Below are 22,777 nucleotides of genomic sequence, written 5' to 3'. Positions count from 1 at the left end.
AAACATTCACATGAGCCAAGAATATAAATCGGCTCAATTACTTACCTGCATTATACGTTTAGAACCAGCTTCACAGCTTACAGAGAAGCTCCAATATTCACTTTACTTCTTAAAGAAGCAACATGATTCCATATGGCAACATTCTGCTTCCATATCCAGTATTGTGGTTTCCATATTACACATAATACATAGTATAATGTCAGAATGTAAATAAACACAGATTCTGTACATCAAATCCACATAAACTACAATCTATTCGGGTAGGTGATTACATAGTATGAGTACCTCTATCAAGTATGGTGAGAATATTATTGTGGCTGTTCGCCTCGAAGGCAGCTGGCGCTGGTATGTTACGGAAAAAGAATACTGGTTTATGGATCTGCCCCGGTTCAGCCAGGCTTTTACGAATAAAGGATACGACATATCTTCAGATGCAGATTATGGATACCGGTTTCATATTCCGGTGTTGAATGAGCAGACGGTACATTCCTTTCTGCATTATATTGAAGAAGAACAGATTAGCGTGGAGGAACTGAGAACAGGGCTGGCGATTCAGGCGAACGCTCATGATGGAGATCTGGAAATGTTGGCAGGCTGGGTGCCTGCACTGCTGGTAGATTTTGATAACCGGCAGTTATCTTCCTATTTCCCAGAACCGGCTTCGTTTGAACAGTATGTTCCGGAAGGCTGGACAGGACATTACGAGAATTTTATGGAGCAGCTGCCTGCCGAGCAGAAATATTGGTTAACCGATACATCGAACTACTTTGGCACAGGTCAGCAATAGCCTCTGTATAACAACAATCGCGGGAGTGCACACATCCAATGAACAAGCCGATACGATTGTATCCTTCTTTTTATTATTTGATTGGTACCCAGACACTATCCAATGCGGCTGATATTATCTATATTATGGGTATTATCTCGCTGGTTATGGCAGGTACGGACTCGATTCTGGCAGGGGTGTTTGTTCCCTTTTTCCGTTCATCTTCGCAGCTGCTCAGTGGTCTGGTGGCATCACTAATGCTGGTGAGGTTTCGGCTGGCAAGACTTTTACTTTTTTGCCAGTTTGGTCAGTTTGTTATTTTTGCTGTGCTGGCACTGTATTTATGGGTATCGCGGGAGCAGGCTTCGCTACCTCTGATTTTCACTTTAATTTTTGGGATGTCTTTTCTGGATGGCTGGACGACACCGGCGCGCAATAGTCTGATTCCCCGGCTTGTTCATCGTGATGAGCTGCTGAGAGCCAATGGTATGGTCTCGGTCAGCGACCAGATTATTCGCTGTGCCGGCTGGGCGATGGGAGGTATTCTGGTAGCCTGGATTGGAGCTCTATCCACGCTGATGCTGGCGGGAATATTCTATGCAGTCGCAATGGTATTTACTGCTTTTATCCGCGAGCCGCAAACTGCTGAGGTGGAGAATTCGGCAAATACAATGGATGCGCCTGTGATTGCCCAGCGCGGAGAAGCTGCTGCTTCTGATGACGAACAGATTGCATCCGCGTCAGCAGACAGTGAACGTGAATATATGAAGACATTGACAGAAGGCTGGCAATTGATCTGGCGCAAACCCAAAATTCGCACATTGATCTTTATGGATATGGTCGATATGCTGGGCGGCTCGGTATGGGTAGGTGCATTTATATTGGCATTTGTTGTGCAGGTGCTGCATCAGGGTGAGGAATGGTGGGGATTTATCAACACCGCTTATTTTGCCGGAGCGATCGGCGGAGGACTGCTGGTCGTGGGGCTGGTTCGCTGGTTAAATGGCCGGGAGTTCCGGGCGATGCTGCTGGGTATTGGGATTTATTCCATATTAACGTTGGTATTTGCTGTAACGACGAATCCGTATATTTCATTGCTGCTGGTCGTGGCGATGGGTCCGGCAGCCGAACTCGCGGCTGTCAATCGGCGGACACTGCTGCAGCTCAGTGTAACGAGAGAACAGCTGCCTAAGCTGCTGTCTGCCCAGGATGCTACGCTCAACTTTACATTTTGCATCTCGCTGCTGATTATGGGCTGGATTGCCGAACAGTTCGGGATTGTCAATCTGTATCTGCTGGCAGGTATCATGTCGGTATGTGCGCTGGTTGTCGGATTACTGAGCCGATCTGCTTTTCGCCAAAAGAGAACCCTATCTTAACTACGGTCAGCAGACTACAGCAAAGATAAGAGATACACAGAAACAACAGAAAGGTTCCTAAAAGGAAATTCTGCTGTTTCTACATATGAAAGACGATAGACTGATGGAAAAGTAATAAACAAGCAAGATAGTCTAACCACGAAATGAAGAGTCTATGCTATATTAAAAAGATAAAAACCTGACATTAATATTACTACCAATTTTTTGGGGCTTGCCGCCCTTTTATTTCCAATTAAATTACTGTATAATAAGTTGACTATAAAAAATGGGGGTTTTTGTTTTGAAAAAGTTTAGCGTTGTATTACTCGGAGCAGCAGTAGCTGTATCACTGGCAGCTTGTGGTAACGATCAGGAAGCCGCAAAAGCACCTGCTAACACTACCGCACCTGCAGGCACAGAAGCATCCACTACTGCTCCGACAGCCGTACCTACAGCAGATGAGCTGCTTACCAAAGCAAGTGAAGCAGCAGCTAAAGTAAAAAGTTATGCTGCAGATGCAGTCATCAAGCAGGATATCACTGTAAGTGTAGATGGCAAGGAACAGAAAATGCAGAATGAAAACTCCACAACAATGGAAGTTGTTCAAGAGCCAATGTCTGCTCACATGAATATTTCTACTAAAGTTGTACAAGGTGGACAAAATCAGGAGCAAAAGCAGGAATTGTACATAACAAATGATGCAGTGTATCTGAATGCCAATGATACCTGGCAGAAAGCTCCAGACTCTGCCAAGCAGCAATTTGTTGATCTGATCAAACAACAGGGTACCCTGAAAGATACGATCGATCGTATGAAGTCCATGGCAAGTGACACCAAAGTAACCGATGAAGGCGATCACTACAATCTGGTAGCTACGCTGACCGGTGACAAAGTAAAAGAACAGGCTCAAAAGTTCCTGAGCGGTGATGCTGCCAATGCACAAATGGCTGAAATGATGAAACAAATGAATATTCATGATATGGAAGTTACTTATATGATGGACAAAACAACTTCCAATCTGACAGGTGCTGCTGTCAAAATGACAATGGACATGGATCAGCAGGGACAGAAAATGAACCTTGTAATGGATATGGACAGCACGTATTCCAAATACAACGAGTTCGACAAGATTGAAGTTCCGGCTGACGTTGTAAAAAGCGCGAAGTAATTAATTACAAGAAACACGGTATATGCACTATAAAAGGCTGTAAACTCAACGATCCAATGGATTAGGCTGAGTTTACAGCCTTTTTCTGTAAATTACAGTCGTTAATCATCCCAAATGAAGAACAAGCAAGTTGTTTAGCAACAGCATCGGCGTGGTATAATAAATATAGCTTCATATTCTATAATCAAGAAAGGATCAGGATACCATGTGTCCCCGAAGGATGATTTCCCAAAGGACGATTTGGAAACGTTATGATCTCTCCTATACTTAGCTTTTCCGTAGAGTAGTCATTATTTGGATCTATTCTTACGGAAGAGGAGATAATTGTATGCGAAGGACAAAGTCCTCAAGGTGTACCTCCCGTAAGAACAGGTCTTGTCAGACCACACTTACGAGAAAACGAGGGAGCCTGTATGAGGAGAAGAACAAATTGGAACACAAGCTGGATGGTGGCAGGGAAACAAATCCTGGCCATACTATTGGGTACGTTTATTCTGGCGTTTGCTTATTATCATATTAATTTTTACAACAATCTGTCGGAAGGCGGATTCGTAGGACTGGCACTGCTGGGCAAGTATTTGTTTGGTTGGTCGCCGGCCTGGAGCACATTTGTACTGGATATTCCGGTTATTTTACTGGCCTGGTGGCTGAAAGGGCACCGTTTTATGGTCTACACACTAATTGGAGCGGCATCATTTTCTATCTTCTATTCGGGATTCGAACAGCTATCGCCGTTTGTCGTGGACTTACACGGGAATCTGCTTATTGCAGCAGCTCTATCTGGTCTGTTGACCGGTCTCGGAGCAGGTATTGTGCTCCGTTATGGAGGGGCCACGGGAGGCGACGATGTATTATCAAGATTAATCAGCGAATGGAAAGGCTGGAAAATCGGTAATGTTTTCTTTATCGGCGATGTAATTGTACTGGGCTTGTGCCTGTTTTTCCTGCCTTTCAAAGAAACGATGTATACAATGCTGGCAGTCTGGTTGGCAGGCAAGATGATTACGTGGACGATAAATGTAAAAGTGGGATTCAAGCTTCCTCATTTTATGCGTCCGGACAAATCGGTTGCACCGATTCAGATTCCTGTTAAAACATCAGCATCTGTTCAGCAGTCGCACTAAATGAATAACCGATAAATAATAAGTATGATCCGCTTGGGACTCTGGTGTCCAGGCGGATTTTTTCTTTTGCACAACTATGCAAGTTATATAGTGTAACGTATAGTATTCTGCAAAAATACGACTTTTGTATGGTTAGCTTGATCGCTAACTTCTTATAGAATAAAGCGATTGAGAAGATATGGAAATGAGGAAAAAGTAAATGAACATATGGATGCAGCTGGGGATAGAAAAAACCAATGATATTCGCGCAATCAAAAAAGCCTATGCCAGCCTGCTCAAGCAGACACATCCCGAAGACGATCCCGAAGGCTACCAGCAATTAAGGGAAGCGTACGACAAAGCAGTTCAATGGGCACGCACTCATCAAGATTCAGACTCCAGCACAATCCAGGAACCGAGCGCCGAACATGATCATTTGGTGCAATCTACATATAAACAAGATAGCCGACAGAATCTTCATCTTGAAAAAGGACCTGGTCTCACTCTGGCGGAGGATGATGAGTCAGATAATCATAAAAAATTACATTTATTATCCCGACTGAACTGGCAGCAGGCAGTGATCGAGGAAAATAATATCGTAAAAGAATTCATGGAGCAGACTGCCAAGTTATACAGCAACTTCGCGATGCGCGTCGAGCTGAAGAACTGGATGGAGCTAATGAATCGTCCAGCGGTATGGAATATAAGTATGCAGGAGGAGATTGGCGAACGATTGCTTGATTTCCTGGAAGAACATCATTATCTACCACCGGCTGTATGGAGTCTATTGGAACGTACATTCAATTGGGCGCAGCAAATGGAAGAGGATGATTCCTATTTTGCTACTCGTTATCCGCGCGTTTATTTTCATATGTTTAGCGCTTCATTCGAGACGGATGAAGGCTATACCTGGTTAGGACGTTATGCGGACAAGGATATGGAGCATTATCTATTCTGTCGAGCAGCTGCCTATTCCGAATTAATGATGGGTGAAATGAAAGAAGCTGGAAGCAGGATTGTGCAGGCAATGGAATTAATACAGGATGATGCCGATCTGCTCCGAATCCGGATACAGTACCATATGCTGAATGAAGAACGGGAACAGGCAGCTGCGCTATGCAGTAGCTGGCTTCAGAATAGACCAGATGACAAAACAGTTCACCTGCTTTATTTCCGTTTACTGGAGACGGATAAAGATGCACAGGAGAATGAAGCCTATCTAAGGCAGCTTTTGGAACGTTATCCTACTGAAACGCAGCTGCTGCTTGCAGCTGCTCGTCTTGATATGAAGCGACAGGAGTGGGAGCAGGCAGAGTCCTTCTGTCAGACGGTACTTCGCTCTCAGCCTGCTCATGCAGAAGCCATTCTGCTGTTGGCCGAAGTACAGACCATGCTGCTGGAAAAAGGAAAACCGGAGCAGCGCACCTTATTGAACCTGGAGCTTGGCCGCTGGACGACAGCTGTTCGGGTTAAGCGGTTTTTCGGAATACTGCTGAGGGAAAAGTGGCCTGTAATGCTGCTCATGGGACTTCTTTGCGTAGTGATTTGGTATACCTATCCATCCACTACGGGACATTTACTAACAGAATACCTGAGGCCTACAGAAATTCACGAAGTCAAAACAGGTGCCGATCTGTCGAGTCTGCAGCCCGGTGATCCGGTTCACGTATATGCCAAAGGCGGAACCTATACCGATATGCAGCTGCTGAACTGGGTACATGGGGAAACGTTTATTATGTCTTCTGCCAAAGCCAAAGCGAACAATGTATTCAACGCCAGCGGTTACTTGTATGTGGTTCGTCTGGGACAATATTCGGTACCGGTAAGTGTCAATTATGAGACAGCTACCAAGCTGTATAATAACCAGCCAGCCGAGCTGACCGGAAATGCATACCCACTGCCATCCGATCAGTTAGGCGTAATAAAGAAAAAAATGTTGGGTTATGCATCCAATTCGCTGGAAGGGTATCCGTTAACCTCTTATTATATTCAGGCCAAGGAAGGCAAGGCTTTATCCACGCTGCCGCCTGCTCCTTCGATCATCAAATTTTATGTTTTTCTGATCCTTTTATTGTTTACTTTTTTCCTGCAGGGTGTGTATCAGGCATGGAAATTTGGCAGATATTAGACAAAACCAGCAAAGGAGGGAATAGAATGATTGCAAAAAAACAGCGGATGCTGACAAAAGACGGGTTGGCTTTGTTATCGATCTACGGATCATCCAGTCTGCAGTATAGTGAATATTTTCAGCAGAATCCAAAACTGCTTGTCAGAAATAAAACAAATTGCCGGAATTCTCTCAAAGTCTTTTGGCATATTGGGGATAAGGAAAGTATGATACGGCATATGGACTGGATCATCGAGACAGGATATCGCGAGGAATACAATATGCTGCACAAGCGCTTCTCGATGATGACCGATTCTGCCTGCCAAGCGTATATCCATCGTCTTGCGGCAGATTCAACGACACGTTACCAGGCAGGAGTCGTTTATCAATATCTCTATTCTGCTCCTGCTGCGGGGATAGTAGCGTATGATTATGCTTTGGCTCTTTATTCGGCTTATGCTGGTGCAATGGCCGGCTATCTGACCCAAGACGAAAAAAATCATTATGTTTCCCGGATTATACAGCAGATTCAACAGGAAATTACGGGACCCCACGATTATGTACTCGGTTATATGATAGGTGTCCAATATGTGCAGACAGAAGCCGATCCCGAACATATGGCCAAGCACAAAATTGCATTTACCAAAATGATCACTTCAGCGAAAAGTCTATTGTATACCGTAAGTTTTTGGAAGCAATCCTTTGCCTAATCAAGAAACCGTTCTGTCGAAAGGAGCAATCATAGTATGACAATGATCGGAATTGATCTGGGAACAACAAATAGTCTGGTAGGCTGCTGGACCGAAGCTGGACCAAAGCTGATTCCCAATGTACTTGGTAAATATCTAACTCCTTCTGTTGTGAGCGTGGATGATAACGGGGAGGTTCTGGTCGGTCAGATCGCCAAGGAACGTATGATTACTCATCCGCAGGTCACTGCTTCTGCCTTTAAGCGTTATATGGGAACCGAGAAGCGCTATCCGCTCGGCAGGTATACATTTACACCGGAAGAACTGTCCTCGTTTGTTATTCGTTCATTGAAAGAAGATGCCGAAGCGCATCTGGGACATCCGGTAACCGGAGCTGTGATTAGCGTACCAGCGTACTTCAATGATACTCAGCGCCGGATGACCCGGCGTGCAGCCGAGCTGGCAGGCTTGAAGGTAGAACGCTTGATCAGTGAGCCGACAGCAGCTGCTATTTCGTATGGACTGCATGAACAACAGGATGAGACGACTTTTCTGGTATTCGACCTGGGCGGAGGAACATTTGATGTTTCCATTCTTGAGTTTTTTGAAGGCGTAATGGAAGTCAAATCAATTGCCGGAGATAATTATCTGGGTGGTGAAGATTTTACCCAGCTGCTGATATCCCATTTTATCGCTATACATAATCTGGATGAGGAATCGCTGGATTCCAAGGAGCGCTCTGCTTTATTCAAGCAGGCAGAAATCTGTAAACGCGAGATCAGTACGCATCCAGGACGAGGACAGATGGTATTTACAAAGGGCAAGCAGCAATACGAGCTGGAGATAGATCGCGATGAATTTGAGCAAATTGCAGCGCCTTTGATACTCCGTCTGCGTCATCCTGTAGAGCGTGCTATACGGGATGCACAGTTATCTCCTGAAGATCTCGATGCGGTTATCCTGATTGGCGGTGCTACACGCATGCCTATGATTCGCTCGGTGATCAGCAAGATGTTCGGCCAGCTTCCTTTTACACAGATCAATCCCGATGAGGCGGTTGCGCTGGGTGCTGTGATTCAGGTAGCGCTCAAGGAACGCAATGAAGCGCTCAAAGAGGTTATTCTGACCGATGTCTGTCCATTTACACTAGGGATAGAGACAACTCATGCTACCGATGCAGGCGGCTATGATGAAGGGCATTTCTCCCCAATCATTGAGCGTAATACGCCAATTCCGGTAAGTAAAGTGGAAGAATTTTGTACCCTTTATGATAATCAGCAGCAAGTTAAACTGAATATCTTCCAGGGAGAAAGTCGGAAAGTCAAAAATAATGTAAAGATTGGTGAGCTTCGTCTGGATGTTCCTCGGGGGGCTGCAGGAGAGCAGGTCTTTGCAGTACGATTCACGTATGATATCAATGGTATTCTGGAGGTTGAAGTAACTGTAGTCAGTACCGGAGTAACTCGTACCCTTATTATTGAAAAAGAGCCGGGTAAAATCTCGTCAGAAGAAATCCGCCAGCGTCTGGAGCAGCTCAAGGATATCAAGATTCATCCCCGCGATCGTATAGAAAATCGGTTGCTGCTGGCACAGGCCGAACGATTATATGAAGAAACGCTCGGTGAAAAGCGTCGGGAGATCGAATTCTGGACTCGCAAATTCGAAAATGTACTAGCTCTGCAGGATGAACATAAATTAAAAGCAGCCAGAGCAGAATTCAAAAAGCAGCTGGAACAATTGGAAAAATGGTTTGATTATTAATGCTGATCAAGGCTCTGTAAAATATACAAATAAGGATACACATAAGCAAAAGACATCCGGCTCAGGCCGAATGTCTTTTCTTTTTTTCTACCATATAGTAACTGAGTATTGCTCCGCACATTCCGACAGCAGCAATCAAACCGCCAACCAGCGGCACATAGACCAGTCCTGCATGGGTAATCACCACACCACCTAGGAAAGCTCCGGTTGCATTACCCAGATTGAGAGCAGAATGGCTGGAGGTCGCTGCGAGCCGTGGAGCTTCATGAGCCAGATTCATAATGCGCAGCTGTATCCCCGGCATAATGCCAAAAGCAGCCGCACCCCACAAAAAGATGAATACAAGAGCCAGCCACGGCATATGCAGCACACCTGACAGAATGATCAGCATCAAGGACAGAATAGCAAAAATGGTAATAATGGAAGGCATCAGTTTCCAGTCAGCGAGTCTGCCGCCGACAATATTGCCCAGCGTTACTCCGATCCCGTACATAACCAGAATCCAGGTGACACTGCTTTCCTGGAAGCCGGATACATCTGTTAGCATCGGTGTAATGTACGTAAATACTGTAAACATACTGCAGCAGCCAAAAGCACCAGTCAGCAGAATCAGCAGCACCTGTGGCTGCAGCAGACTGCGCACTTCTTTGGACAGGCTTGGCTGTGCTGCTTGTTCGATACGCGGAATAAGGAATATAATTCCTAACAGCGAGATAACGCCCATCACCGTAATTGCGCCAAAAGAAGCACGCCAGCCCAAATGCTGTCCGATCAGTGTACCAAAAGGAACGCCAATAATATTGGCAATGGTAAGCCCGGCGAGTACCATAGATACCGCTCCAGCGCGTTTGTCTGGTCGTACCAGGCGGGCAGCGATTAATGAGCCTGTACCGAGAAATGTACCATGAGCCAGCGCTGTCACCAGTCTGGAGCCCATTAGCAGGCCGTAACTGGGTGCAAGAGCAGCTACCAGATTACCGATAATAAAAATAGCCATTAGCAGACAAAGCAGCTGCTTCTGGGCGATACGATTGGTCGCAATAGTGAGGATGGGAGCGCCTACGGCTACACCAAGCGCATAACCGGTAATCAGCTGCCCGGCCTGCGGGATCGTTACGCCCAGATCATTGGCTACATTGGGCAGCAGTCCCATAATAACAAATTCGGTCATCCCAATCGCAAAAGCACCGGCTGTCAGACAGAACAATGCAGCAGGGAAGCGGTCATTTTGTGGAGCCGTTTGTTGCGGTGATACTGTATTTTGCATGATTTCTCTCCTATTTCAAAAAATATCTATATGTATGATATATTCATACTAACATTTCAAATTGTAAATGAACATGATTCGACGGGAAAGGAGCAAGATGAATGTTGGAACAACAGCAGGAAAAACAGCTCAGCAAATGGATTAGCCTGATTCTGCGACACTCGCCCGAACAGTATGGCATTGTATTGGATGAAGATGCCGCCTGTCCGATCAGTGAACTCGTACAGGTGATTGGCCAAGAGCGTAAATGGAGCTTTGTCACCGAGGAGCATATCCGTTATGTGGTAGCACGTTCGGATAAGCAGCGCTTTGAGATTATAGATAACCGGATTCGTGCACGATATGGGCATAGCCGTCCGGCTATTCATTATGAACCTTCCCAGCCACCTGAAATGCTGTATCATGGTACGTCGGTACAAGCCTGGGCAGTGATTGAACAGGAAGGACTTCGTCCAATGGGCAGAAGATATGTACATTTATCCGAAAAGACCGATTTTGCCGAGTTGGCTGGCAAACGAAAAGGAAAGCTGGTATTGCTGAAAATCAATACAACAGCAGAGGGAGCCGAAGATATTTTATTTTACAATGCTGGTCATGGTGTCTGGCTGTGTGACCGGATACCTGCACAATGCATCAGTAAAGTATCGTCATAGACCATGAATCCATTTCCATCAGGAAGCGCGCCAGTGATCAAGCCTATACCCATCCAATGGTTGTACAAGCTTATATGGATTGTCTAGCAGCATGGGACGATTGTATAAAATTAATCTTTGCCCACCGACTTCTGTAACATAAAGGATTCTGAAATAGGTGAACCCAACCAAAAAAGCAGCGCTGCACAAATCAGCGACTGCTTTTTGGTTGGGTTTTGCTTTGTCGACAGTATCAATTCTCAATCAGAAAAGCGATGGCTGGATTAATGTTGACCTAATTGAAAAGCTTCAGCCAGCAGTCGATAGGAACGAATACGTGCTTCATTATCATGAATCGCCGACACGATCAGCAGCTCATCTGTTTGATAATCAGCAGCAAAACGCAGCAGTTTCTCGCGAACCTGATCGGGTGTACCGACTACACGGAAGCGGCGGGTATCTTCGATATGTGCTTTTTCAGTGCTTGTATACGGATATTCTGCTGCCGTTTTGGCAGAAGGCAGATACGGCATAGGACGATTCTCGCGCAGCATCAGGAAGTAGAGATCATTACTGCGCATATGATACTCGGCTTCTTCTTCGGTCTCTGCGCAAGAGACCGTAATTGCCGCTAGTGACTTGGGTGCAGAAGCCATAACGGACGGCTGGAAGTTCTCCTTGTAGTGGGCTACTGCTTCTTCACCGCCAGCTGTACCAAAAAACTGGGCAAATGCATAGGAAGCGCCAGTCATCGCCGCCAGTTCTGCTGTACCGCCGCTTGAGCCAAGCAGCCACAGCTCGGGAGTCGTAGAAATGCTCGGTTCGGCAATCAATCCGGCAAACCGATGATCGGATGGTGTAGCGTCATTCAGATAGCCGATCAGATCGACAATCTGCTGTGGGTAGCGGTCAGCACTGTGCATAGAAGGGAATTTGCCTTCCTGCAGCGCACGTGTGGCAAGCGGCATTCCACCTGGTGCACGTCCTACACCCAGATCGATCCGGTTGGGATAGAGCGCTTCGAGCAGCCGGAAATTCTCGGCGACCTTATAGGCACTGTAATGAGGCAGCATGATGCCACCGGAGCCGACGCGGATACGCTTGGTCTGGGATGCTACATGAGAGATCATGATTTCGGGACTGGAATGAGCCAGACTGGGAGAAGCATGGTGCTCGGACATCCAAAAGCGGGAATACCCTAGTTCATCTGCAGCCTGAGCAAGCTGGAGTGTATTGGACAATGCATTGGTAGCATTATGTCCTTCATTAATATGAGACTGGTCAAGCACGCCTAATTTCAACATGAATGTTCACCTCGATTTGTATTTGGGCCGTGCTGCTAAGATGAAAACTCTGCCAAAAAGCAAAAAGCAGCAAAGGTGCAAGAAGGTCGTAAGTTTATCTGATCTGATATTTCGTAACTTTTTAATACTATGTTACTTTAATAGCGTAACTAATAGTATAGTTCATTTATATGAAAAATACAAAGTGTATCCTTATTCTTTTCATAGAACGAGATTATGAATATTGTTCTGCACTATGTATTAATGACCAAAAAATCCAGCCTCCTGTTGAATAGGAGAACTGGATTTCTGGTTTTATATTCTTAAACAAAGTACGGTCATGAGATTGATCATACCGACAGGCTATTCCAGATTAGCATGATTGGTAAACATCGCTGCCGAATCGCCGCCGCGTTTTTCCATCAGACGCAGCATAATGGCATCGAACAACAGCAGTACCGTTTGCTCAAACAGGGAACCCATCGGCTGTACTGTTTCATAACTTCCCTGATCCGCCGGATCTTTGGGAGAACCGGGAACCTGTACGACCCAATCCGCCAGTTTGCCGATTGAAGAATCCGGAAAAATGGTAACAGCAGCGAGCTGTACATTTTCTTTGCCGGCTTTTTGGGCCATAATATGAAGTCCCTGGGTTTCACCCGAACCGGAAGCAATAATCAGAAGATCTCCTTTACCAGCCCGCGGAGTTACTGTCTCGCCTACTACATAAGCATCGAGTCCCAGCTGCATCAGACGCATCGCTAGCGCTTTGGCCATCAAGCCTGATCGTCCGGCACCTGCAGTGAATATTTTGCGTGCATTCAGAATCTGCTCGGTCAGCTGTTCTACCTGATCGGCCGGAATCGCTGCCAGTGTACCCTGCAGTTCCTGAATAATCCGTTCAAAATGTCCGGAAATGCCAGTCAGTGTACTCATCTACTTACGCCTGAGCGATCAGTTCGCGGATCTGGGAAGCTGCTGCCGCTTTGTCGTCTTGGCTGGTGATGCCGCCGCCAACGATAACCAGATCAGGGTTGGCTTTGATTACTTCTGGCATCGTTGCCAGTTTAATACCGCCAGCTACTGCTGTTTTTGCTGTTTTAACTACGCTTTTGATTGTTGCCAGATCTTCGAAAGGATTCTGACCGGCAGCTTGACCGTCATAGCCAGTGTGTACGCAGATATAGTCTACGCCCAGCTCGTCCAGTTCTTTGGCACGGCTAGCGATATCTTTAACGTTGATCATATCAACCAGTACTTTACGACCCTGTTTTTTGGCTTCGTCTACACAACCTTTGATTGTCAGATCGTTACTTGCACCCAGTACAGTGATAATATCTGCACCAGCTTCGGATGCTTTCATGATTTCATAACCACCGGCATCCATAATTTTCAGGTCAGCCAGTACTTTCAGATTAGGGAAAGCTTCTTTCATGGCTTTAACGGCATGCAGGCCTTCGTTAATAACAATAGGTGTACCGATTTCCACGATATCGATAAAAGGCTCCACTTCTTTAACAAGTGCGATACCTTCCGGGATATTTACAAGATCCAGAGCGAGTTGAAGTTCCATAAGATCAAATTCCTCCTGTAAGATGCCATATGGGCATGAATTGGTATAGTAGTACGATGCGAACAATAGGAATTACATGCAGAGTACACGGTTGTGATTTTCTGTCTGTATATGTTGCGTTCGCTGTAGTGCTAGTATAAAGTAAAATACATGACTTTTGTAAGTACGCACTTTTTTTTTACATAGTGTCTAAAAGTATACTATGGGAGCAAAATCATGCCGATATCATTATACACAAGCTTATCTTACCCACTGATCGCATTGTTATACACCTATAGAAGGTAGGCACGGGTAAGGCAGCAACGAAAGCTCATAGTTGGAAAATATACAGTAGACAATATGGGAATTTTAATAAGGAATATATAATGGAGGAATGAATAAATGCGTGAGCGTATATTTAACTGTGAAAAAGAATTAACACTGTCGGTGATCGGCGGCAAATGGAAAATGCTGATTCTATGGCATCTTGGCAAAACAGGAACCAAACGTTTTGGCGAGTTAAAATCGCTGATTCCCGGTATTACACAGCGTATGCTGGTCAGTCAGCTGCGCGAGTTAGAAGAAGATTTGATCGTTCATCGTGAAGTATATCCGGTCGTACCGCCCAAAGTGGAATATTCGCTGACCGAGGTTGGAGAGAGTCTGATGCCAATTCTTGATGCAATGTATAACTGGGGCAAAAACTATATGGAAGTGGCTGAAATCGAGCCGGTAGAGATCAAGCCGGCATCCTGGAATTAAATGCGGTCTGTGCAAATTTGCAAATAAAAGTGTAAGAACCCCTTGTTTACGGTTATAGATACAGAGAGCCAGATGAACAAGGAGGACATAACAATGAATATTGCAATTATCGGAGCTAATGGACAGATCGGCAAAATATTAACACAAAAGCTGGTTAATACCGGTGAACATCAGGTGACTGCAGTGATCCGCAAGCCGGAGCAGGCAACAGCATTTGAACAAATGGGTGCCAAAACAGCGATTGGCAATCTGGAAGGTACTGTAGATGAATTGGCCCAGGTGATTCAGGGAGCAGATGCTGTTGTATTTGCTGCCGGTTCGGGTGGCAGTACCGGAGACGACAAAACATTGCTGATTGATCTGGATGGCGCAGTGAAAAGTATGGAAGCAGCCGAGCAATTCGGTATTAAGCGCTTTGTATTGATCAGTGCTATGTTTGCCTATAACCGCAGCAAGTGGTCGGACTCTATCAAGCCATACTATGTAGCCAAACATTATGCGGATCGTATGCTGGAAGCGAGCACTCTCGATTATACGATTATTCGTCCGGGAGGTCTGCTAAATGATGAGGGTACCGGACAGATTGAAATAGGGGAGCAGCTCAGCGAAGGCGGCAGCATTCCGCGTGAAGATGTGGCTGAGGTTATCGTATATGTGCTGGATCAGCAGCATACGTACCGTAAAGGCTATGATGTTATTTCAGGCAAGCAATCTATTGCTGAGGCCGTACAATCCCTGTCCAACTAATTGCCGAATATAGTCGAGTATGTATAGATGCTTCTTGCACAATATCGTAGAGGCTTCCTCATACAAGATAAGATATACAGTAAGGTATACAGAAAAAATAGCAAAAACCCGGATGCCTGGAGCACCCGGGTTTTTGGCTATTTGCTCTTTTATTTATCTTTTCCTTCAGGATGATTGGCATCCCATTCTTCGGCTTTGGAGGTACCGATTGCAATAGCACGTCCTTCATCATACCCTTCATCCAGCAAAGCATTGGCAATCTCGACAGCTTTTTCGCGTACGCGTTCATCCAGATTTTTCATGGAAGTAGGGTAGTCATTTTTGGTCCATGGCATAAGTATCGCTCCTTTGATAAATATTGGGATCGGGCAGCTATTGTAGAGTATCTGCGGATACCCTTTCACAGCTCTATGTATACCATGTACCCTTACAGACCAAGCAGCGAAACGCATACCGTTGTTCGCCTTGATACAGAGTATTCGCAGTCGCCGCAGTCAGAAGGATATTCATTCGGGAAAAGTCGCAGTCCACAAAACCTACAGCTGGCGGTACACAGATACAATAAACCTGCTTCAAGCATTCACATCAAAAAAAGAACCTTTCCTGCCTGAGGGCAAGGAAAGGTTCCTGTAGTTGCATTTGATGGTCTTGGACCGTTGTTATGCAACTAACCCGATATTACAAGGCTTTCGTTATATTACTGTAAACCACGATACCTCATCGTATCAATGACAATGTATGGCGCATTGTACATCTTCAAAAGTATTACTGGAACAGCACGTTATACTCGCCATAGCCTTCTTCTTCCAGCTTTTCTCTCGGTACAAAGCGCAGAGCTGCAGAGTTGATGCAGTACCGTAATCCGTTCGGACCCGGACCGTCATCGAAAACATGACCCAGATGGGAATCGGCTTCGCGGCTGCGTACTTCGGTACGGACCATAAAGTGGCTGACATCCATATTTTCTTTTACATGATACTCCCGGATCGGACGGGTAAAGCTCGGCCAGCCGCAACCGGAATCATATTTATCCGTTGAGCTGAACAGCGGCTCACCCGATACGATATCCACGTAGATACCATCACCATGATGATCCCAGAATTCATTATGAAAAGCAGGTTCGGTACCATTTTGCTGGGTAACCTTGTACTGCATTTCGCTCAAGCGGTTTTTGAGATCGGATTTATCGATCTGGTTGGACCAGTGCTGCTCGATAAAAGCATCGCGTCCAGAACCTTTGCGATAGCGTTTGTAATGACCGGTATTCTTTTTATGATAATCCTGATGATAGGTCTCGGCTTCGTAAAAAGTCTGGGCCGGTGTAATTTCGGTTACGATCGGCTTGTCAAAGCGGCCGCTAGCCTCCAGCTCCTGCTTTGATGCTTCAGCCAGTTCGCGCTGATGCTCGTTATGATAGAAAATGCCGGTACGGTACGAAGAACCGCGGTCATAGAATTGTCCGCCTGCATCGGTCGGGTCGATTTGCTGCCAGAACAGTTCCAGCAGTTTCTCATACGGGAAAATAGCCGGATCAAACACGATCTGTACGGCTTCCGCATGACCGGTAGTTTCTTTGCAGACCTCTTCGTAGGTCGGGTTCTCGGTATGTCCACCTGTGTAACCGGAACGAATACTGATAATACCTGGCAGTTCCTCAAACGGGGTTACCATGCACCAGAAACATCCACCGGCAAAGGTTGCTTTTTCGTAATGGGATTCACTCATTATATGTTTCACTCCATTCTTGAGAGATAGGTAAAAGAAGATGGTTTGCTGTATAAAATCTATTTTGTGAATGGTTCAATAAAATTTTATACAATTATAATTATAAACCATTTACTATAATAAAACCAAAAATCACTTACTTTAAATCAAAATGTTTAAAATTAATAGTATGGCATAACAGATATAGACAATATCGTTATAGCCAATATGATGACATTGTTGTATAATCATGTTATTGTTCTGAGATAGTTTCCAAAGGGGAGTAGCTTCCTACGATAAAGCCGTCATTACGGGATTAAGTCCCCGGCTTTATTGGCAGCAGATTATAATGCTGTTAGCGAGACCTTTGCCTAATTATGTAATTGGGTGAGGTCTTTTTTGATGCCTGCATCGCCATCACCCAATTACGGTGGTGGCGTTTTTTGATGTCTGGAATCTGTCTTCTGACTCTAATTCCGGCTAAAGCCGAAAGCAAAAGGGGATTACATGTATGGAGTTATTTACTGTGGAATTCTGGATAGCCCTAGCGTCGATCGTTTTGATTGACCTGGTACTGGCTGGTGACAATGCAATTGTTATCGGTATGGCTGCCCGTAATATTCCAAAGGAAAATCAGAAAAAAGTAATTATCTGGGGAACAGTCGGAGCGTTTGTTATACGAGCCATTGCTACACTGCTGGTCGTATATTTGCTGCATATTACCGGCTTGCGTCTGATCGGTGGTCTGGCACTCGTATATATCGCCTACAAGCTGCTGGTTGAAGAAAAAGAAGAAGATAATATCTCGGCCAGCAGTCAGATGTGGGCAGCGATCCGTACGATTATTATTGCGGATGCGATGATGGGACTCGACAATGTACTGGCGGTTGCCGGTGCGGCACATGGAGACTTTCCGCTGGTAGTGGTAGGGCTGGCAATCTCTATTCCGATTATGGTCTGGTGCAGTACTTTGATTCTCAAACTGATTGAGCGTTTTCCGTGGATTATTGCGCTCGGGTCTGCTATTTTGGCCTGGACAGCAGCCAAGATGATTATCGAAGAACCGCTCATTAAGGCGTATTTTGAAAATGGCTTTATCAAATACGGATTTGAACTGGTTGTTATTGTGCTGGTAGTCTTGATCGGCCTGCGCGTCAAGAAAAAGAATGCTGACGCCAAAGCAGCCAAAGAAATTGCTTTGTAAGTAGAATTTGCTGTTTTTGATCTGGTTACAATTTATAATCAAGAGTTGATGAAGCAAGAGCCGCTGATCTGATGATATTGATTTTGATGATTGATTGCCCAGACACCGTACATTTCGGTATGGCGCATAGAATCGGAAAGGTCCTGTTACGATTCAGCGGCTTTTGCTATGCGATTTTATTTGCTTGCTGGTTAGTATACTAAACAGCAGACACTGGCACGCATCCTGCATATTATGTTTATATATAGAAGAGAAGATTCCGTAGCATACATATCAATATGAATGCATCATTTCAGATGGAAGGAGAATGAACCCTGATGACAAGTGAAAGCCAAGCAGGACGTCGTCAACGAGTGGCGCTGATCGGAATTGGTGGAATAGCGCAAAAGGTGTATCTGCCGCTCTTGTCCAATCATCCACAGGTTGAACTGGTCGGTGTATTAAGCCGCTCGGAAGCTACTGTGCACCAGACGATGGAGACCTACCGTCTGGCCAAAGGAAGCATCCAGCCGGAGGATATCGCAGGTTGGGATGTGGATGCAGTATTCGTACATAGTCCGACACCTACACACTACGATATTGTTACCAAGTGTCTGCAGCAGGGACTACCTGTCTATGTGGATAAGCCTTTGTCCTATTCGATAGAGGAATCACGCCGAATGGCAGCTTTTGCAGAGGAACGCGGACTGCTGCTGGCAGTCGGCTTCAATCGCAGGTTTGCTCCACTTTATAACCAAGCAAAATCCTGGCTGGCCGAAGCAGGAGATTGGGAGCTGTGTGAAGCTGTCAAGCATCGTACCTCTGTACAGAACTCTGCTGCACGTGAGACAGTATATGACGATTTGATTCATATGCTGGATCTGCTGCTGTGGCTGGGTAACGATGATTATCAATTGGTATCGAATCAGCTGCGTCAGCAGGAAAATGGCGCAATGCTGCATGCCTCCGGTATGCTCTCTCTTGGCAGTCAGCGTTATGCCAGTTACAGTATGGCACGCAGCGCCGGAAGTGATTTGGAGAAATTATCGCTGCATGGCAGTGGACGCTCGGCAGAAGTGATCAATATGGAGAGCCTTTATCTATATGAAAAAGGTCAATTGCCGCAATCCGGAGGTTTTGGCAGCTGGGATACCATATTGCAGCGGCGCGGTTTTGCAGGTGCAGTAGATCATTTCCTGAATCATCTTCAGACTCCGGAGAATTGCAGTATTCGGGCAGATCGGGTGCTGAAGACACATATGCTGGCCGAGCAGTTGACAGCCGGATTATAATATTCAAGTTAGGAAGACTGGATAAGCTAAATTATTATTATGTACACATTTTTAAGAAAAGGAGGTACTTCAATGGATGATTATGAATTTATGACACGGGAAGAGCAAATGAAGAAGCGTGAAGAGCAGGTGTTGGAGAGTTATCGTCAAGATGAAGATATGATGATTCTTGTATTTACCCAGTGGTGTGTAAATAATGGATTTGATGCCAAAGATCTATACCAGCGTGCATATCCGGATCAAGTGGATAATCAACGTCTGGAACAGGGTATTCGGCTGACTGTACCCAAAGAAGAAGCAGGCGATATTCCAAATGATACGCTGTTTGGTGTATTATCCGTATACGGTAACGAAGATTTGGCTTTTGTAATTAGCGAGGCCCTAGAAGATCAGGAAGCTGCTCGTAGAAGACAGGGTGAAGAGTAGACTTTTTTAGGTCGTTATCCAGCAGCCACTATTAAATGAAAATGATACTGTTTTCTTTCGACAAAAAGGATATAACACATGAATCCTTAGTATTTGCGAATTAAATATGTACAAAATCAGCACAACTCCGGCGAGTCGATTCACATGGTGAATACGGCCGCCGGTTTTTTCGTCTATCAACTTCAGTATAGCAACAATAAACTTCGGAAATACATACATTTAGACATTATTTATTCAGTTTTTACCATGCTAAGACATCGATATAAATTTATTTAAAAATTTATTATTTAAAAAATTATATATAATTGCGAATAACAACTTGGCAACTGATTGGGGATATGGTTTAATGATAAATATTACGAATAAAAAAATTGTAGATAAATGTAGAATGTTGACATTGGAGGAGAAACACGATGATGAAAGCTACCGGCATTGTAAGAAAAGTGGATGAATTGGGAAGAGTAGTTATTCCGATTGAACTTCGCCGCATTATGAATATTGATGTAAAAGATGGACTGGAGATTTTTGTAGACAGTGATCGCATCATTTTGAGAAAATATGAGCCTTCCTGCATCTTCACAGGAGAAACCGAAGATCTTGTTTATTTTAAAGGAAAATTGATCAGCCGTAGTATTATCAGCGAGCTGACCGAACTGCACGCTTCCAAAAAGAACTGAGTCCAAAAGAATCCATACATTTGTATCGGATAGCATATATGTCATCTATAATAAAAAGGGCTGCTATGTGCAGCCCTTTTTGTTTGGGATTATATACATATGAGCAAATAGTAAGACTATTACGTAATATGCTCGCGTTTGGAAATGCGGAATTCTTTGGGGGACATTCCGAATTTGGAACGGAATACCCGGTGAAAATAAGTATAGTTGGCGAATCCTGACGATTCTGCGACTTCCTCCAGTGGCATCGGACTAAACATGATACGCTCCTGCGCCATATTCAGCCTTACTTCAAGCGCGTACTGCATGATAGTCGTATCAAAAGCTTCCTTGAACAGATGAACCGCTCTCGATACACTGATGCCGATATGCAGCGCAATATCCTCTAATTTAAAGGTAGAAGAGGCGTTTTCTTCGATATAATTTTTGATCTGGTATGCCAGATAAGTTTTGGGCCCACCGGTAGGCTGCTCTGATAAATAGCGATCTACAGACAAGCAAAGTATTTTCATATAATGAGAAAGGATCTCTGGATAAGGATTATCCATACGCCGTTTTTCCATTGAAATCTGGCGCATCAGATCCATAATATTATCCGTCAGCGGAATCTTGACGCGAGCTGGACGCTTGCGCTGATGCCACCATTCGTCCGCCCATTCCCCACCGAAAAAGATATGATAATCGCCACTTTCTACGATAGATTTGCCGGTAGAAGCGGGTGTGTAATCGATTCGCAGCTCATAGGGCTGATCAGGCGCATAGATATGAAGATCCCCTACCTCCACATTGACCAGCTGACCATTCTGCCGCAACTGGCAGCCGCCTTCGGTCTGAAAGCGGAACAAATAGTTCTGTATTCCCTGAGGTTCGTGCATATGAAAAGGTTTCCGGTGGAAGGAATATCCGGCTGTGAATACTTTACATTCTTTTCTATCTACATCCATTAAATGATCCTCATTTCAGCAACAAATTTAAATTTTGACCAAATAGTTCATGTTTCGATCATATTATTCATTTTAATTGATGCGGTTTAGTAATACTATGGTTACAAGCTTAAAAACACCATCTTTTCGATGTAATACACAAACGGACAATGGTATGGATAAGTCCAGGTATACATAAGGGGTTATCATACATTGCGCAAAACAGAGGAGGATTACCTGTGAAGCGAATGAAAGCCGGATTAGTCGGATGCGGTAACATAAGCGCTATTTATCTCAAAAATCTCAAATCCAGTCCGGTTGTCGAAATTGTGGCATGCGCTGACATGGTGATTGAAAAAGCCAAAGAACGGGCTGAAGAATTTGGTATTGTAAACGTCTTCACTCCAGAAGAACTGATGAAGCAGGAAGAGATCGAATTGATTATTAATCTGACGATTCCTGCTGCACATGCGAGCGTAAATCAGGCAGCCCTGGCTGCAGGCAAGCATGTATATGCCGAGAAGCCATTCGCCGTATCGCTGGACGATGGACGGCGTACGCTGGAGAAAGCCAAGGAAGCAGGCAAGCGGGTAGGCAGTGCACCGGATACTTTTCTTGGAGCCGGTATTGAGACTGCACGTCATGCGATTGAGAGCGGCCTAATCGGGCGTCCGATTGCAGCCTCCGCATTTATGATGGGAGCAGGTCCTGAATCATGGCATCCCGATCCCGAGTTCTTTTATGCCCCGGGTGGCGGACCCATGTTCGACATGGGTCCTTATTATTTGACAGCGCTCGCAAGCCTGCTTGGTTCGATGACAAGAGTTAGCTCTTCTGCCGGAATCCAGATGCCGGATCGTGTAATACACAGCGGTCCCAAAGCGGGTACACCAATTCGTGTACAGACGCCTACACATCTGGCCGGAACCGTTGATTTTGAGAATGGTGCGATTGCCACGATGGTAACGAGCTTTGATATTCCGGGAGGATCGCAGCTGCCACGTATGGAAATCTATGGCACAGCGGGAACACTGGATATTCCGGACCCCAACTTTTTTGATGGAGATGTTCGTCTGAGACGGGCCGGTTCGGATGAATATGAGACGTTGCCGCCGGTATTTGAACCGGTCAATAATGATCGCGGCAAAGGGGTCAACGAAATGGTGCAGGCGATTCAGGAGAATCGACCGCATCGTGCCAGTGGCGAACTTGCTTATCATGTACTCGAAGTGATGCATGCTTTCCAGCGTTCATCGCTCGAAGGCAAACATGTCATTATTCAGAGTCGTGCAGGCTATCGCCAGGGCAGCAGTGATCAGTAAGCTGCTGCAGCACATTTGTTGACTGCCAGGCCTAAATTTAGGAATACGATTTGTA

22 protein-coding genes are annotated in these 22,777 nt (G+C 45.2%); 15 read left to right on the top strand and 7 right to left on the bottom strand.

From position 1 onward, the window contains the following. Window positions 1-277: 277 nt before the first annotated feature. From AR543_RS17325 to AR543_RS17295, 7 genes are all read left to right on the top strand, one after another. Entirely contained in the window at window positions 278-787 is a 510-nt protein-coding gene (locus AR543_RS17325) for a hypothetical protein (RefSeq protein WP_060535674.1), read from the top strand. Between the two features lie 38 nt (window positions 788-825). Next, window positions 826-2,145, top strand: coding sequence for an MFS transporter (locus tag AR543_RS17320; protein WP_060535673.1), 1,320 nt, complete (start codon window positions 826-828; stop codon window positions 2,143-2,145). A gap of 280 nt (window positions 2,146-2,425) precedes the next feature. Then, the gene (locus tag AR543_RS17315) at window positions 2,426-3,292 is read left to right on the top strand and encodes a DUF6612 family protein (protein ID WP_060535672.1); all 867 of its coding nucleotides are present in this window, start codon (window positions 2,426-2,428) and stop codon (window positions 3,290-3,292) included. A 413-nt stretch (window positions 3,293-3,705) separates the two neighbouring features. Next, window positions 3,706-4,416, top strand: coding sequence for a YitT family protein (locus AR543_RS17310; protein ID WP_227871769.1), 711 nt, complete (start codon window positions 3,706-3,708; stop codon window positions 4,414-4,416). A 199-nt stretch (window positions 4,417-4,615) separates the two neighbouring features. Next, window positions 4,616-6,523 carry a hypothetical protein gene (locus tag AR543_RS17305; protein WP_060535670.1) on the top strand — a complete coding sequence of 636 codons (1,908 nt, stop codon included), beginning with the start codon at window positions 4,616-4,618 and terminating at the stop codon, window positions 6,521-6,523. Window positions 6,524-6,549: 26 nt separating this feature from the next. Next, window positions 6,550-7,212 carry a DUF1266 domain-containing protein gene (locus tag AR543_RS17300; protein ID WP_060535669.1) on the top strand — a complete coding sequence of 221 codons (663 nt, stop codon included), beginning with the start codon at window positions 6,550-6,552 and terminating at the stop codon, window positions 7,210-7,212. Between the two features lie 36 nt (window positions 7,213-7,248). Then, window positions 7,249-8,952, top strand: coding sequence for a molecular chaperone HscC (locus tag AR543_RS17295; protein WP_060535668.1), 1,704 nt, complete (start codon window positions 7,249-7,251; stop codon window positions 8,950-8,952). Window positions 8,953-9,013: 61 nt separating this feature from the next. Here the strand turns inward: AR543_RS17295 and AR543_RS17290 are convergent, their stop codons facing one another. Further along, window positions 9,014-10,219 carry an MFS transporter gene (locus AR543_RS17290; protein WP_060535667.1) on the bottom strand — a complete coding sequence of 402 codons (1,206 nt, stop codon included), beginning with the start codon at window positions 10,217-10,219 and terminating at the stop codon, window positions 9,014-9,016. A 101-nt stretch (window positions 10,220-10,320) separates the two neighbouring features. Between AR543_RS17290 and AR543_RS17285 the strand changes: the two genes are divergently transcribed. After that, entirely contained in the window at window positions 10,321-10,872 is a 552-nt protein-coding gene (locus AR543_RS17285; protein ID WP_060535666.1) for an RNA 2'-phosphotransferase, read from the top strand. Window positions 10,873-11,135: 263 nt separating this feature from the next. Here the strand turns inward: AR543_RS17285 and AR543_RS17280 are convergent, their stop codons facing one another. The 3 genes from AR543_RS17280 to hxlA all read right to left on the bottom strand — a co-directional run bounded on the left by AR543_RS17280 (window position 11,136) and on the right by hxlA (window position 13,707). Then, window positions 11,136-12,155: an LLM class flavin-dependent oxidoreductase gene (locus AR543_RS17280; RefSeq protein ID WP_060535665.1), complete on the bottom strand. Its 1,020-nt coding sequence runs from the start codon at window positions 12,153-12,155 to the stop codon at window positions 11,136-11,138. 342 nt (window positions 12,156-12,497) lie between these two features. Continuing rightward, on the bottom strand, window positions 12,498-13,070 hold the full coding sequence (gene hxlB, locus AR543_RS17275) for a 6-phospho-3-hexuloisomerase (protein ID WP_060535664.1): 573 nt from the start codon (window positions 13,068-13,070) through the stop codon (window positions 12,498-12,500). A gap of 4 nt (window positions 13,071-13,074) precedes the next feature. Beyond that, window positions 13,075-13,707: a 3-hexulose-6-phosphate synthase gene (gene hxlA / locus AR543_RS17270; protein WP_017815318.1), complete on the bottom strand. Its 633-nt coding sequence runs from the start codon at window positions 13,705-13,707 to the stop codon at window positions 13,075-13,077. A 381-nt stretch (window positions 13,708-14,088) separates the two neighbouring features. Between hxlA and AR543_RS17265 the strand changes: the two genes are divergently transcribed. Then, complete coding sequence (locus AR543_RS17265) at window positions 14,089-14,448, top strand: transcriptional activator HxlR (RefSeq protein WP_060535663.1); 360 nt, start codon at window positions 14,089-14,091, stop codon at window positions 14,446-14,448. Between the two features lie 93 nt (window positions 14,449-14,541). Further along, a complete protein-coding gene (locus AR543_RS17260; RefSeq protein ID WP_060535662.1) occupies window positions 14,542-15,195 on the top strand; it encodes an SDR family oxidoreductase in 654 nt (217 codons plus the stop codon). Window positions 15,196-15,344: 149 nt separating this feature from the next. Here AR543_RS17260 and AR543_RS17255 read toward each other — a convergent pair whose 3' ends face one another. Further along, the gene (locus tag AR543_RS17255) at window positions 15,345-15,530 is read right to left on the bottom strand and encodes a DUF2188 domain-containing protein (protein WP_060535661.1); all 186 of its coding nucleotides are present in this window, start codon (window positions 15,528-15,530) and stop codon (window positions 15,345-15,347) included. A gap of 430 nt (window positions 15,531-15,960) precedes the next feature. Next, complete coding sequence (gene msrA, locus AR543_RS17250; RefSeq protein ID WP_060535660.1) at window positions 15,961-16,920, bottom strand: peptide-methionine (S)-S-oxide reductase MsrA; 960 nt, start codon at window positions 16,918-16,920, stop codon at window positions 15,961-15,963. Window positions 16,921-17,410: 490 nt separating this feature from the next. Here msrA and AR543_RS17245 point away from each other — a divergent pair, with 490 nt between their 5' ends. The 4 genes from AR543_RS17245 to AR543_RS17230 all read left to right on the top strand — a co-directional run bounded on the left by AR543_RS17245 (window position 17,411) and on the right by AR543_RS17230 (window position 20,477). After that, window positions 17,411-18,103 carry a TerC family protein gene (locus AR543_RS17245; protein ID WP_060535659.1) on the top strand — a complete coding sequence of 231 codons (693 nt, stop codon included), beginning with the start codon at window positions 17,411-17,413 and terminating at the stop codon, window positions 18,101-18,103. Between the two features lie 317 nt (window positions 18,104-18,420). Further along, window positions 18,421-19,374 carry a Gfo/Idh/MocA family protein gene (locus AR543_RS17240; RefSeq protein ID WP_060535658.1) on the top strand — a complete coding sequence of 318 codons (954 nt, stop codon included), beginning with the start codon at window positions 18,421-18,423 and terminating at the stop codon, window positions 19,372-19,374. A gap of 72 nt (window positions 19,375-19,446) precedes the next feature. Then, window positions 19,447-19,800 (top strand): hypothetical protein, encoded by a 354-nt coding sequence (locus tag AR543_RS17235; protein WP_082472264.1) that lies wholly within the window; start codon window positions 19,447-19,449, stop codon window positions 19,798-19,800. A 413-nt stretch (window positions 19,801-20,213) separates the two neighbouring features. Beyond that, the gene (locus AR543_RS17230; RefSeq protein WP_060535657.1) at window positions 20,214-20,477 is read left to right on the top strand and encodes an AbrB/MazE/SpoVT family DNA-binding domain-containing protein; all 264 of its coding nucleotides are present in this window, start codon (window positions 20,214-20,216) and stop codon (window positions 20,475-20,477) included. A 119-nt stretch (window positions 20,478-20,596) separates the two neighbouring features. On the opposite strand, the gene AR543_RS17225 is transcribed toward AR543_RS17230, so the two are convergent. Continuing rightward, window positions 20,597-21,421 (bottom strand): helix-turn-helix transcriptional regulator, encoded by an 825-nt coding sequence (locus AR543_RS17225; protein ID WP_060535656.1) that lies wholly within the window; start codon window positions 21,419-21,421, stop codon window positions 20,597-20,599. 218 nt (window positions 21,422-21,639) lie between these two features. Here AR543_RS17225 and AR543_RS17220 point away from each other — a divergent pair, with 218 nt between their 5' ends. Next, window positions 21,640-22,722, top strand: coding sequence for a Gfo/Idh/MocA family protein (locus tag AR543_RS17220; RefSeq protein WP_060535655.1), 1,083 nt, complete (start codon window positions 21,640-21,642; stop codon window positions 22,720-22,722). The last annotated feature ends 55 nt before the right edge of the window (window positions 22,723-22,777 follow it).

This window comes from Paenibacillus bovis (assembly GCF_001421015.2).
In the GTDB taxonomy this organism is placed as follows: Bacteria; Bacillota; Bacilli; order Paenibacillales; family Paenibacillaceae; genus Saccharibacillus; species Saccharibacillus bovis.
This window is presented reverse-complemented; position numbering and strand designations above follow the sequence as displayed.

What these genes read in the sequence shown, in the direction of transcription:
- AR543_RS17255 (WP_060535661.1), bottom strand. Translation starts at nt 15,530, where the DNA reads ATGCCATGGACCAAAAATGACTACCCTACTTCCATGAAAAATCTGGAT.
- hxlB (WP_060535664.1), bottom strand. Translation starts at nt 13,070, where the DNA reads ATGAGTACACTGACTGGCATTTCCGGACATTTTGAACGGATTATTCAG.
- AR543_RS17265 (WP_060535663.1), top strand. Translation starts at nt 14,089, where the DNA reads ATGCGTGAGCGTATATTTAACTGTGAAAAAGAATTAACACTGTCGGTG.
- AR543_RS17290 (WP_060535667.1), bottom strand. Translation starts at nt 10,219, where the DNA reads ATGCAAAATACAGTATCACCGCAACAAACGGCTCCACAAAATGACCGC.
- AR543_RS17260 (WP_060535662.1), top strand. Translation starts at nt 14,542, where the DNA reads ATGAATATTGCAATTATCGGAGCTAATGGACAGATCGGCAAAATATTA.
- AR543_RS17240 (WP_060535658.1), top strand. Translation starts at nt 18,421, where the DNA reads ATGACAAGTGAAAGCCAAGCAGGACGTCGTCAACGAGTGGCGCTGATC.
- AR543_RS17310 (WP_227871769.1), top strand. Translation starts at nt 3,706, where the DNA reads ATGAGGAGAAGAACAAATTGGAACACAAGCTGGATGGTGGCAGGGAAA.
- AR543_RS17305 (WP_060535670.1), top strand. Translation starts at nt 4,616, where the DNA reads ATGAACATATGGATGCAGCTGGGGATAGAAAAAACCAATGATATTCGC.
- AR543_RS17320 (WP_060535673.1), top strand. Translation starts at nt 826, where the DNA reads ATGAACAAGCCGATACGATTGTATCCTTCTTTTTATTATTTGATTGGT.
- AR543_RS17280 (WP_060535665.1), bottom strand. Translation starts at nt 12,155, where the DNA reads ATGTTGAAATTAGGCGTGCTTGACCAGTCTCATATTAATGAAGGACAT.
- AR543_RS17235 (WP_082472264.1), top strand. Translation starts at nt 19,447, where the DNA reads ATGGATGATTATGAATTTATGACACGGGAAGAGCAAATGAAGAAGCGT.
- AR543_RS17225 (WP_060535656.1), bottom strand. Translation starts at nt 21,421, where the DNA reads ATGGATGTAGATAGAAAAGAATGTAAAGTATTCACAGCCGGATATTCC.
- AR543_RS17325 (WP_060535674.1), top strand. Translation starts at nt 278, where the DNA reads ATGAGTACCTCTATCAAGTATGGTGAGAATATTATTGTGGCTGTTCGC.
- AR543_RS17295 (WP_060535668.1), top strand. Translation starts at nt 7,249, where the DNA reads ATGACAATGATCGGAATTGATCTGGGAACAACAAATAGTCTGGTAGGC.
- msrA (WP_060535660.1), bottom strand. Translation starts at nt 16,920, where the DNA reads ATGAGTGAATCCCATTACGAAAAAGCAACCTTTGCCGGTGGATGTTTC.
- AR543_RS17300 (WP_060535669.1), top strand. Translation starts at nt 6,550, where the DNA reads ATGATTGCAAAAAAACAGCGGATGCTGACAAAAGACGGGTTGGCTTTG.
- AR543_RS17285 (WP_060535666.1), top strand. Translation starts at nt 10,321, where the DNA reads ATGTTGGAACAACAGCAGGAAAAACAGCTCAGCAAATGGATTAGCCTG.
- AR543_RS17245 (WP_060535659.1), top strand. Translation starts at nt 17,411, where the DNA reads ATGGAGTTATTTACTGTGGAATTCTGGATAGCCCTAGCGTCGATCGTT.
- hxlA (WP_017815318.1), bottom strand. Translation starts at nt 13,707, where the DNA reads ATGGAACTTCAACTCGCTCTGGATCTTGTAAATATCCCGGAAGGTATC.
- AR543_RS17230 (WP_060535657.1), top strand. Translation starts at nt 20,214, where the DNA reads ATGATGAAAGCTACCGGCATTGTAAGAAAAGTGGATGAATTGGGAAGA.